The following is an 11,161-nucleotide window of genomic DNA, read 5'->3' on the forward strand; positions in this document are numbered from 1 at the left end:
CACGCGGTCACCCTACTCGCGCGAGCGGGGTGGGCGGGGGCCTCCGACGCCCCCGCCCACCGGGGGTCACTCGAAGAGGGAGAGGGTCAGCGCGCCGGTGTAGTCGCCGGCGGCGACGTCGGGCTCGGTGCGGAGGACGAGGTCGGCGGAGGCGGTCCAGGCGCCCTCCTCGGCGACCGCGCCGGAGTCGAGGGCCAGGGCGAGCAGCTCCTGATCGACGAGGCCGACGGCGTCGTCCCCCTCGTCCAGGACCGTGTCGACGGGGTCGCCCTCGGTGACGAGGCCCGAGTCGCCGCCGTCGAGGAGGCGGGGCGTCCAGCCGAGGTGGTCGGCGCCGATCGGCTCCTGGCCGTCGGGGGCGGTGAAGGCGGTCGCGGAGCCGAGGACGTACCAGCCGGCTCCGGTGGGGATCTCGTCGGGGCTCCGGGTGTCCGTGACGGTCACGGTCGGGAGGGTGCCGGTGAACCGGCGGACGAGCTCGGTCGAGCCGTCCTCGGTCAGGGCGGTCGAGTCGGCGGCGACGGTCATCGCGAGCACTCCGGGGGCGGTGGGCTCGGCACACGGCCCAGCCCGAGGGCTACTTCCCGCCTGACAGACAATCAGACGCGCTCGCTGGAATGGATCAGCGACGGACCGGGGCGACACTCCGCCCTTCACCGGCCGCGCTCGCGGCGTCGATGCCCTAACTCGTGCTCGAGGAGCCCACCCCGCCCGTGACAACGGCGGGCCCCGAAGCGACGACCGCGGCGTCGGCCCCTGTTCCGGGTCGGAGGGCGTCACTGCAAGGTCGACATGCCGTCTTGGGCATCGGCATCTGGTCTAAGGTGCAGGACATGTCAGAACACATCGATGTGTTGATCGTCGGCGGCGGACTCAGTGGAATCGGAGCCGCCAGCCACCTCCGGCGAGATCTCCCGGGGAAGAATCTTCTGATCCTCGAATCGCGATCCGACGTCGGGGGAACCTGGGATCTCTTCCGCTATCCCGGCATCCGCTCCGATTCGGACATGTACACCCTCGGATACTCGTTCCGACCATGGACCGACGGGAAGGCGATCGCCGACGGCGAGTCCATCCGTCGGTACGTGCTCGACACGGTGGAGGCTGAAGGACTCTCCGACCGAATCCGCACGAACCACCGAGTGATCGCTGCCGAGTGGTCGACAGCGGAGGCCGCCTGGACCGTCACCGCCGTGCACACCGACCATCACGAGTATCCGACGGGGTCGGGCGCGGAAGGCCTCGATCCGGCCACCACTGTGACCTTCACCTGCTCCTTCCTGTTCGTGTGCTCGGGCTACTACCGGTACGACGAAGGTTTCACTCCGCAGATCCCGGGCATCGAGGACTTCGCGGGCACGGTGGTGCATCCGCAGCACTGGCCCGCCGACCTCGACTACGCCGGCAAGCGGGTGGTCGTGATCGGAAGCGGCGCGACCGCGGTGACACTCGTGCCCTCGATGGCCGCCTCTGCTGCGCACGTCACGATGCTTCAGCGATCGCCGACCTACATCGGCGCCGTGCCCTCGCGCGATGCGCTCGCCGACCGGCTCCGCGGACGGCTGCCGGCCCAGCTCGCCTACAACCTCATCCGGGTGAAGAACATCGCGTACTCGATGTTCACGTACCAGCTGAGTCGGCGTCGTCCCGAGGTGATGAAATCACTTCTGCGCAAGGCCGCCGTGGCGGCGCTGCCTGCCGACTTCGCCGTCGACACCCACCTCGCTCCGAGCTACCAGCCCTGGGATCAGCGCCTCTGCGCGATCCCCGACGGCGACCTCTACGCCGCGATCAGCAGGGGCGCCGCCGACATCGTGACCGACCGCATCGAGCGGGTGACCGACGGTGGAATCGAGCTGGCATCGGGGGGATGTCTCGACGCCGACATCATCGTGACTGCGACCGGGCTCAACCTGCTCGTGATGGGCGGCATCCGACTCACGGTGGACGGCCGATCCGTCGATGTTCCCGACACGATCTCGTACAAGGGGATGATGCTGACCGGCGTTCCCAACTTCGCGCTCACGATCGGGTACACGAACGCGTCCTGGACCCTCAAAGCCGACCTGGTGGCGCGCTACGTCGCCAGAGTCCTACGCAGGATGGATCGACGCGGATACGACATCGTCACACCTCAGGCTCCCGTATCCGTCCGCGAAGGACCGCTCGTCCCGCTCATCGACCTCCAGGCGGGATACATCCTGCGCGGCTCGGCCCAGCTGCCCAGGCAGGGGCAGCGCTCACCGTGGCGACTCCGTCAGAATTATCTGCGCGATTTCCTCCAGCTCCGACGGGGGAGGATCACGGACGATGTGCGTTTCAGCCATCGAGGCGATCCGATCCGGAGCGGCGTCGCGGGGTCCGACGGCCCGGAGCTCGCTCTGCCGGGAAGCGGCTACCTGACCGTCGGCGGCCTCCGTCTGCGGTACCGGGACACCGGTACCGGCCCTCCTCTCCTTCTCCTCCACGGCATCGGCCAGAGTCTCGAGGACTGGAGCGAGCAGCACGATCGGCTCTCGGCCTCGCACCGGGTGGTCAGCCTCGACCTGCCCGGCTTCGCGTACTCGCAGCGGCCGGCGGCACCGTTGACTCTGCAGATGCTGGCAGGCGTGCTGCCCGGCTTCCTCGATGCTCTCGGCGTGGTCGGGCCGGTCGGGATCCTCGGCAATTCGCTCGGTGGCGCCGTGGGGATGATCGTCGCCGTGGCGCATCCGGATCGAGTGTCGGCGATCGTCCTCGCCAACAGTGCGGGATTCGGCACCGAGGTGACCGTGGTCCTGCGGCTGCTGGCCGTCAAGCCGATCGGAACGCGCCTGATGCGGCCCGCCATCAGCAGATCCGCTCGAACGGTGCAGTCGCTCTTCCACGACAGATCCCTCGCCACGCAGGAGCGGATCGCCCGGGCCTTCGCTCTCGCTCAGCGCCCTGACCATGCGAGGACCACGCTGGACATCGTGCACGACCTCGGAACGTTCCGCGGCGTGCGCCCCGAGTGGCGCGAGCGGCTGCTGCGCGAGCTGGCCGAGCTGGACATCCCGCTGTTGATCCTCTGGGGCGACCGTGACCGTGTGCTCCCCTCGCATCAGCTCAGAGCGGCGGTGGCAGCTCTGCCCGATGCCCAGTCGCACGTGTTCGCCGATACCGGGCACATGCCCCAGATCGAGCGGCCGGACGAGTTCGCCGCTCTCGTCGCGGCGTTCCTCGCGCGGTCCGGTGCCGACGTCAGCACATCACGATCCGAAGGAGCACCTGCATGAACACCTACCGATTCGCCGGCGGAACCGCTGTCGTCACGGGCGCGGCGAGCGGCATCGGAGAGGCGCTGGTGCGCGAGCTCGGAGCCCGGGGAAGCAGCGTCGTCCTGCTCGACCGGGATGCCGTCGGTCTCGCGCGGGTCGCCGGGGACCTCCGCGCCAAGCACCCCGGCATCTCGGTGAGCACGGTCATCGCCGATCTCGCCGATCGTGATGCCACCGATGCGGTCGCAGCACAGCTCGCGGCCGATCATCCCGACACCACGCTGCTCGTCAACTGCGCGGGCGTCGCACTGGGCGGGAACTTCGATCAGGTCAGTCTGCAGGACTTCACCTGGCTGTTCGACATCAACTTCCACGCGACGGTGACGCTCACCCACCATCTCCTGCCCGTGCTCCGCCGCAATCGTGGCTCGCATCTCGCGAACGTGTCCAGCGTCTTCGGCCTGTTCGCTCCCGCCGGCCAGGCGGCCTACGTGTCGAGCAAGTTCGCTGTGCGCGGCTTCACGGAAGCGCTGAGGGCGGAGTCCGAGGGCACCGGCATGGGGGTGACCTCCATCCATCCCGGCGGGATCAGGACGGCGATCGCGACGAACGCCCGCGCCGGCGCCGGGCTGTCCGCCGCCGACGCCGCGAAGAAGGTCGATGCCATGAGCCGCGTGCTCACCATCACGCCGGCCTCGGCCGCGACGTCCATCCTCGACGGCATCGAGCGCAGGAAGCCGCGCGTGCTGATCGGGTCCTCCGCGAGGATCCCCGACCTGATCGTCCGCGTTCTCCCGGGGAGCTACATGAAGGTCCTGAACCGGCTCCTGTAGGTCGGGGCCACTCTCGTCCCGGTCGGTGAGGATCGCGCGTCCGGAGCGAGGCCGATCCACCCGCCTCACGGCCCTCTCACAGGAGTCGCACTCCGGTCGAGGAGAGTCAGGACAGCGCACCTGGTGGAAGAGCCTCCGAGGCGAGGAGTGGAGGGCCGCAGCGTCGGGGGGATCGACGGCGCGCCGGTGCTCGTCCCTCCGGTCGGGCCGTCGGCCCGACCGCGGAGCGGCCGGAGGATGAACACGATCTCGATCCTGCTCAGTTCGGACGCATCCTCGAGGTGGTCGCGCCCGTCATCGCGACGGCTGCGGGCCCCGCACCGCGACCGCATTCGGATGAGCAGGGCCGGAGGCGGTGGCTCATCGCTCAGGTGCCAGGCCTCGCTCGTCCAGCCACGTCCTGGTGACGGTGTTCTTCACCTGGCCGCCGAGTCCACCCTGGGGGGCGTCGAAGGCGTGCCACGCGAACGGAACGGGGACGATCGTCGCATCGACGCCGGCCCGGGAGGCCTTCTCCATCGCGCGGTAGTTGTTCTCGGCGGGGATGAAGTCGTCCCGGTCGGGCTGCAGGACGAGGGTCGGCGGGGTGGCGTCGCCGAGGTACGTCAGGGGTTCGATCGCATTCAGGCGGTCCGGGAAGTCGGCCGGCTCGCCGCCGAGGAAGAGCCGAGTGAACTGCTGGGGGTCGATACCGGGAACGGGTGCCACGCCGTAGTCGTAGATGTACTGGACGTCGCTGGCGGGGTAGGCGGCGACGACGGCGTCGGGGACGGGGACGACGCCCTGATCGGCGCAGGTGGAGGCTGCGGCACCGGCGCCGGAGGACCAGCCGAGGAGCAGGGCGAGGTGCCCGCCTGCGGAGTCGCCCAGGACGGTCAGCCGCTCGGAGTCGGCGCCCGCCTCGGCCGAGTGGCGATCGGTCCACGTGAGGGCGCAGGCCAGATCGGCGGGCGCCTCGTCCCATGTCGGCCGCTCTGCGCCGGAGAGGCGATAGTCGACGCTCACGACGTACCAGCCCTCCGCGGCCCAGTGCTGGGCTGTCTGCTCGGACTCCTCCGCTGAGCCCGTCGCCCAGCCGCCGCCGTGGATGTACATCATCACGGGAGCGCCCTCCGCGCCGCCCTCGGGCTCGTATACACGTGCCTCGAGAGGTGCGCCGTCGACCGTGCTGTAGCTGGTGATCTCCGTCGCCGGCTCGGTCGGCGTCGCCAGGGTGAGGGCCTGCACGAGGTTCACGGACCCGCCGTTCGAGGTGGCTGCAGTGACCAGCGAGCCGGTGATGACGGTCGACGCGATCAGGGCGACTGCTGCCGCCCCGGAGGCGATGCCGCGGAGCACGGGACGGCGTCCCGCCCGCCACAGCGGAATGGTCAGCAGCACGGCCACGAGGCTGAGGACCGCCAGGTGCGGGGCCGAGCTCGCCCAGACGTACGTGCCGGCCAGGGTGAGGATGTTCGACGATGCCGGGAAGAGATTCGCCGCGGCGAGGAGGACGACGAGCACGCCCAGGGCGGCCGCGATCACAGCGGCCGCCGTGCGCGATCGGGGGAACCGCGTTCTGCGGGGCGGAGAAGCGGCGGGATGCTGTGGCATGTGCGTGACGTCCTTCGGGATCCGACCGCGGATTCGTCCTAGGTTAGACGGAGTCGATAATTCGACGGTATCCAGCGCGCGCTGTGCAGAGGGTGTGAGTGTGCCGCGACGGCGCCTCGATGACCACCGCGACAGCCGAGCCCGTCGCTCCGATCCCGCAGGGCTTCCGAGGGCTCGCTCGGGAAGTCCAAAGTTGGATCAGGTCCATCGTTGTACTGGTTAGGATCGGACTCATGGTTTCCGCTGCCCCCGCTCAAGGCCGACGCTCGATGCTGAAGGAGCGATCGCGGCGCTCGATCCTCGATGCGGCGTCCGCCCTCGTCGTCGAGCGGAACGGCCCGAAGTTCACCGTCGAGGAGCTCGCGGAGCGCGCCGACGTATCGCGCGCAACGGTCTTCAACTACTTCCCGTCGGTCTCGGACGTCCTCGTCACAGCGAGCGTGGAGCGATTCGACCGGATCCTCGCCACGTTCGACGCGGCGACCACCGCCGAACCGGCGACGGACGGATCGAGGGAGGCCGTCTTCGATGAAGTGGCGCGGCTGCTCGGTGCCGCGGATCTCCCGGATGTGATCGTCTCGGTGGGCGCCGTGCTGGGATGGAACGATCAGGCGTCGTCCAAGCACGAAGTCCTCCTCCGCCAAGTGATCGACCGGACGTCGGCGCACATCGCCGATCATGTCGCTCTGCGGTACCCGGCCTGGAATCGCCTGGAGGTCGAGCTCCTCGTCGGAGCCCTCATGAACGGCGTCATCGTCGCATCCGGGCACTGGCTCCTGGGCTGCGACGGGGAGCTGACCCGGAAGTCGCGCGCCGTCTGGTCCGACATGCTCGACCGGGTCGTGGAGGGTGCCCGCTCCGGGTACGGCCGCCCCGACCGATCAGCAGCCTGATCAGGCCCCGACGGCCGCGGCCCATCAGCTCTCGGCCGCGCCGGGACCGGACGCTACGCGGCTCATCGGCGGCAGCTCGAATCGGAACGGTGTCGCGGGAATGCCCGCTCCGTTCACCAGGGGGACGTTGTAGAAGCCCGTCCATGCGAAGCTGACGACGGATCGCGGCGGGAACGAACCGATGACGACGAGACGGTCGCCCTCGACGCGCAGACCACTGACGGCGATCCTGCGGCCGGAGGGCGAGCGGACGTCGAGAGGGACCTCTCCCTGCCGGAGCCGCAGCCCATCGGCGTCGGCGAATCGCACATCGACGCCCTCCCGGGTGCGCTCCGCCGACACGAATCGGGGAGGGTCGCCCTGGATGCTCTGCCCGTACAGGTGCCGACGGGCCAGGAGCGCGAGGCGCGCGCCGATCGGCCTCTTCCGCTTGGGGTGGACGTCCCACTGCAGGCCCGAGTCGGAGGAGCTCGCCATCCAGGTGCCGGGTACCGTGTCGGCGACAACCTGCTGCTGGCGGCGCAGCTCGGGGTAGGCCTCGCCGGTCGACACCAGCCACTCGCCGAAAGGAGCGAGCTGGACGAAGAGGAACGGGATGTCCTCGCGCCAGAGGTCCCGCCAGGACCGGATCAGGGCGCCGAACACGTCGGCGTAGATCTCGGGATGGGTCGCATCCGACTCACCCTGATACCAGATCACTCCGCGCGTCGTGTACGGGGCCACCCGCTTCAGCATGACCTCGTGAAGACCCGCGGGACGGAACGGGTGGAGGGGGCCGACGACCGGGTACTTCAGTCGTCGGCCGCCCAGGGCGACCAGCGCCTTCTGCACCGGACGGGGGAAGCCGGGGGAGAGGAGCAGGGTCAGCAGCGACGGCATGAGCGGATCGGTCGTGTCGTTCAGGGGATCGGCGCGGTACGCCGCCGAGATGATCTCGAGATCGACGCCCTCGAGCTGGGCGCGGTGCTCGTCGAGCCAGACCCGCCCCTCACCGGCCTCGAGACGCTCCTCGCTCGTCCAGGCGCTCGCCGGCGTGCCTCCCCAGTTGCATCCGACGATCCCGACCGGCACTCCGAGGGACGCGTGGAGGTCGGCGGCGAAGTAGTAGCCGACGGCGGAGAAGTAGGGGAGGTCCTCCGGCGTGCTGGTGCGCCAGGTCCCGAAGCGCGAGTAGTCCTTCTCCTCCAACTGGCCCTCGTACGAGGTCCGAGGGGAGTCGAAGAAGCGGATGTCGGGATCGGGAGGGCCGGCCAGCACCTCGCGCCGGTCGCCGTCGAACGCGAGGAAGTACTCCATGTTCGACTGGCCCCCCGCGATCCACACCTCCCCGATCGCCACTTCGGTGAATTCGATCCGCGTGCGTTCATCGGCGAGGACGAGGCGGAGACCGCGGTCCGCTTCGTGGGGCTGCAACGACGCCGACCACGTCCCGTCCGAGGAGACGGTCGCGCGCACCGCCTCGTCCTCCGCCAGCCGGATCTCCACCGTGCTGCCCGGTCGCCCGGTGCCCCAGATCGCGATCTCCTTCTGCCGCTGGAGCACCATGCGGTCCCCGAACGGCAGTCCGGCCGCGAGCGCGGTCTTCTGCAGAACTGCGTCGTCCACGGTCTCTCCTTTGCGGCTGTCCGTCTCGGCCGCTTCGAGGACACGGACGAGTCGGTAGTTTTTTCGATTATCGGCATGATATGCGAGAAGATGAAATTCTTCGATCGGTCGGCACGGGCCGGCCCGGCGGCTCCGCACTCGAGCGATCCGCCCTCGCACCAGAGGAGTTGCACATGGCATCGACGATCACGACCGCTTCACCCGGATCGCGGATCCTCCGCGTCCGGCTCTCGGCGCACCGGTCGCGGAGTGCGACATGCTGAGCAGCGACCGGATCTTCGAGCTCGTGGTCCCGCTCCTGCGCGGGACCGCGACGAAGAGGCGCCGCGAGAGGCGCGAGTCCTTCCTGACGGAGACGGTCCCTCCTCGCGCGGTCGTGTTCCTCGGTGACAGCATCACCGAGGTCGCCCCGCTCGGGGAGCTCTTCCCTGGGCTCCCGGTCGTGAACCGGGGGATCGGCTGGGACACCAGCGTGGACGTGCTGGATCGGCTGGACGAGGCGGTGGTCGACCCCGCGGTCGTCTCGCTCCTGATCGGCACGAACGACCTGCACACGAGTCGGCGCACGAAGGATCCGCGTGGGATCGTCTCGCGGGTCGGGACCATCGTCGAGCGCGTCCGCGCCACGGCTCCGGACGCGCTCGTCCTGGTGAACGGGGTCCTGCCCCGCACCACGCTCTACGGTCCTCGCCTGCGAGCGCTCAATGCGCAGTACCGGGTCCTCGCCGAACGGACCGGATGCACCTACGTCGACGCTTGGCCCGCGCTCGCGGACGCCGACGGCGCGCTGCGCAAGGAGTTCACCACGGACAACCTCCATCTGTCTCCCGACGGCTACGCGGCCTGGGGCGACGTCCTCCGGCCGCTGCTCCCGGGGCCGACGGCATGACGAACGGGTTCCGGCCCCGCCGCGCGTCGGCGGGGCCGCAGGGGGGCGGTGTCCCGTACGACGTTCGGCAGGCAGTGGTCGACGGTCGGAACGGGGCCGTACCGGTGCGCGACTACCTCCCGGAGACACGATCGACGGATCGACCCCTGCTCTGGGTCCACGGCGGCGGATTCTCCGCCGGCGGGCTGGACGACGGGGAGTCGGATGCGCCTGCGCGAGCCTGGGCCGCCGCGGGTCGGTGGGTCCGCACGGTCGACTACCGCCTCGCGCCCCGGGTGAGCCTCCTCCGCGACCACGCTCTGCGCGAGGGTCCGGGTCGCTTCCCCGCGGGTCTGCACGATGTCGCAGACGTGATCATCGCCTCGACCGCCGCCGCCGGGACGCCGGTCGACGCGGCCGGAGCGAGCGCCGGCGCGAATCTGGTGGCCGCTGCTGCGCTCCTGCTGAGAGACGACGACGGTCCCGTTCCGCGCCGGCTCGCGCTCGCGTACGGCACGTTCCACAGCGGTCCCGTCCCCGGATCCGAGGTGTACGACCGGCTGCGGGGCCCTCTCGCACGATGGGCCTTCAACCCGCGGATGCTCCTCCGCATGAACCGGAACTACGTCGGCGACGACCGGCTGCTCGTGCCCGGTCTCGCCTTCCCCGGCGGAAGCGATCTGCACGGGCTGCCGCCGACTCTGGTCGTCGACGCGGACAACGACCGTCTGCACGCGTCCGGCCGGCTCTTCGCGGCCGAGTTGCGCGAGGCCGGCGTCGACGTCCGGGAGGAGGAGCTCCGGGCGATGCACGGTTTCCTCGGCTTTCCGCGGTCCGCCGCATTCGGAGCGGGTGCCCGGATGATCCGCGAGTGGTTCTCCGAGGAGTGACGACGAGCACCCGGCCCGCTGGAGCGGTTCCTCGCGAACCGAGCGGGCCAGGTGCTCTCGACGTCGGGCGGGCGCAGCGCGCCCGCCCGGATCACGGCGCCAGGCCGTAGCCGTCGAGCCAGTTCACGACGACGGTCGTCTTGAGCTGACCGCCGATCGATCCGGGGTCGCCGTCGAAACCGTGCCACGCGAAGGGGACCCGCGCGATCGTCACGTCGGCTCCTGCCTGCTGCGCCTGCTCGACGAGGCGGTAGTTGCCCTCCGCGGGGATGAAGTCGTCACGCTCCGGCTGGAGGACGAGCGTCGGAGGCACGTCGGCCGAGAGGTAGGTCGCGGGCGACACGGCGCGCAGGCGCTCGGGGAACGCCGTCGGCTCGCCGCCGAGGAAGAACCGGGTGAACTCCCGCGGGTCGACGCCCAGGGGTGCGGCGCCGTTCTCGTAGGTGTAGGTCAGGTCTCCGACGGGGTAGGAGGCGATCACGGCGTCCGGCACCGGTACCTCGGCCTGGGCGCCGCAGGACGACGCGGCCGCCCCTTCCGCGGCGGACCATCCCAGCAGCAGCGAGAGGTGCCCGCCGGCGGAGTCCCCGAGCACGGTGAGCCTCTCGGTGTCGGCCCCGGCGGCGGCGGCGCGCTGGACGGTCCAGCTCAGCGCGCAGGCGACGTCGGCAGGGGCCGTGTCCCACGTCGCGGTGTCGGCGTCCGCGAGCCGGTAGTCGACGCTGATGACGTAGAAGCCCTGAGTCGCGTAGGAGCGGACGATGTTGTCGACGTCCGCGGCTGCTCCCATGTACCACCCGCCTCCGTGGATGAACATCATCACCGGGGCGCCCTCGGCGCCGCCCTCCGGCTCGTAGATCCGCGCCTGCTGCGCCTCGCCGTCGACGGTGACGTAGCTGGTGACGTCGTCGGGGCCCTCGGTCGAGGTCGACATCGTCACGGCCCGAACGAGGTCGATCGATCCTCCCGCGGCGTAGGCGGACTGCACGATCATGCCCGTGATCGTCGTCGAGGCGATGAGGGCGACAGCGGCGAGTCCGACGGCGACGCTCCGCAGCACCCGACGGCGGCCGGCACGCCACAGCGGGATGCAGAGGAGGACGGCCGCCACGCTCGCCAGCACGATCTGCGGCCCGTAGTGCGCCCAGACGTGCGCCGGGGCGAGGGTGAGCAGGGAGCCTCCTCCAGGGATCACATTGCCCAGTGCCAGGTAGGTGATCACTCCGCCGATGATCGCCGC

The 11,161-nt window shown here is 70.3% G+C and carries 9 protein-coding genes; 5 read left to right on the forward strand and 4 right to left on the reverse strand.

Annotated features, from left to right (window positions below; all coding sequences use genetic code 11):
• Positions 1-66 precede the first annotated feature (66 nt).
• A complete protein-coding gene (locus HQQ82_RS18925; RefSeq protein WP_216848755.1) occupies positions 67-528 on the reverse strand; it encodes a hypothetical protein in 462 nt (153 codons plus the stop codon).
• 305 nt (positions 529-833) lie between these two features.
• Here HQQ82_RS18925 and HQQ82_RS20175 point away from each other — a divergent pair, with 305 nt between their 5' ends.
• Together HQQ82_RS20175 and HQQ82_RS18935 are read left to right on the forward strand one after the other, a co-directional pair.
• Positions 834-3,257, forward strand: a complete 2,424-nt coding sequence (locus HQQ82_RS20175) for an alpha/beta fold hydrolase (protein WP_173235787.1) — start codon at positions 834-836, stop codon at positions 3,255-3,257.
• The gene (locus tag HQQ82_RS18935) at positions 3,254-4,072 is read left to right on the forward strand and encodes an SDR family oxidoreductase (protein WP_173235789.1); all 819 of its coding nucleotides are present in this window, start codon (positions 3,254-3,256) and stop codon (positions 4,070-4,072) included. Before HQQ82_RS20175 ends, HQQ82_RS18935 begins: the two co-directional genes overlap by 4 nt.
• A gap of 360 nt (positions 4,073-4,432) precedes the next feature.
• Here the strand turns inward: HQQ82_RS18935 and HQQ82_RS20435 are convergent, their stop codons facing one another.
• Complete coding sequence (locus tag HQQ82_RS20435; protein ID WP_173235791.1) at positions 4,433-5,596, reverse strand: alpha/beta hydrolase; 1,164 nt, start codon at positions 5,594-5,596, stop codon at positions 4,433-4,435.
• A gap of 338 nt (positions 5,597-5,934) precedes the next feature.
• Here HQQ82_RS20435 and HQQ82_RS18945 point away from each other — a divergent pair, with 338 nt between their 5' ends.
• Positions 5,935-6,558, forward strand: a complete 624-nt coding sequence (locus HQQ82_RS18945; protein WP_173235793.1) for a TetR/AcrR family transcriptional regulator — start codon at positions 5,935-5,937, stop codon at positions 6,556-6,558.
• A gap of 24 nt (positions 6,559-6,582) precedes the next feature.
• Here HQQ82_RS18945 and HQQ82_RS20700 read toward each other — a convergent pair whose 3' ends face one another.
• The gene (locus HQQ82_RS20700) at positions 6,583-8,163 is read right to left on the reverse strand and encodes a sialate O-acetylesterase (protein ID WP_173235795.1); all 1,581 of its coding nucleotides are present in this window, start codon (positions 8,161-8,163) and stop codon (positions 6,583-6,585) included.
• A 256-nt stretch (positions 8,164-8,419) separates the two neighbouring features.
• Here HQQ82_RS20700 and HQQ82_RS18955 point away from each other — a divergent pair, with 256 nt between their 5' ends.
• Together HQQ82_RS18955 and HQQ82_RS18960 are read left to right on the forward strand one after the other, a co-directional pair.
• On the forward strand, positions 8,420-9,052 hold the full coding sequence (locus tag HQQ82_RS18955; protein ID WP_173235797.1) for a GDSL-type esterase/lipase family protein: 633 nt from the start codon (positions 8,420-8,422) through the stop codon (positions 9,050-9,052).
• A gap of 104 nt (positions 9,053-9,156) precedes the next feature.
• On the forward strand, positions 9,157-9,921 hold the full coding sequence (locus tag HQQ82_RS18960) for an alpha/beta hydrolase fold domain-containing protein (protein ID WP_173235799.1): 765 nt from the start codon (positions 9,157-9,159) through the stop codon (positions 9,919-9,921).
• Positions 9,922-10,012: 91 nt separating this feature from the next.
• Here the strand turns inward: HQQ82_RS18960 and HQQ82_RS20190 are convergent, their stop codons facing one another.
• Positions 10,013-11,143 carry an alpha/beta hydrolase gene (locus HQQ82_RS20190; protein ID WP_173235801.1) on the reverse strand — a complete coding sequence of 377 codons (1,131 nt, stop codon included), beginning with the start codon at positions 11,141-11,143 and terminating at the stop codon, positions 10,013-10,015.
• Positions 11,144-11,161 lie beyond the last annotated feature (18 nt).

This window comes from Rathayibacter sp. VKM Ac-2856, assembly GCF_013205055.1.
In the GTDB taxonomy this organism is placed as follows: Bacteria; Actinomycetota; Actinomycetes; order Actinomycetales; family Microbacteriaceae; genus Rathayibacter.

What these genes read in the sequence shown, in the direction of transcription:
- HQQ82_RS18925 (WP_216848755.1), bottom strand. Translation starts at nt 528, where the DNA reads ATGACCGTCGCCGCCGACTCGACCGCCCTGACCGAGGACGGCTCGACC.
- HQQ82_RS18945 (WP_173235793.1), top strand. Translation starts at nt 5,935, where the DNA reads ATGCTGAAGGAGCGATCGCGGCGCTCGATCCTCGATGCGGCGTCCGCC.
- HQQ82_RS20175 (WP_173235787.1), top strand. Translation starts at nt 834, where the DNA reads ATGTCAGAACACATCGATGTGTTGATCGTCGGCGGCGGACTCAGTGGA.
- HQQ82_RS18935 (WP_173235789.1), top strand. Translation starts at nt 3,254, where the DNA reads ATGAACACCTACCGATTCGCCGGCGGAACCGCTGTCGTCACGGGCGCG.
- HQQ82_RS18955 (WP_173235797.1), top strand. Translation starts at nt 8,420, where the DNA reads ATGCTGAGCAGCGACCGGATCTTCGAGCTCGTGGTCCCGCTCCTGCGC.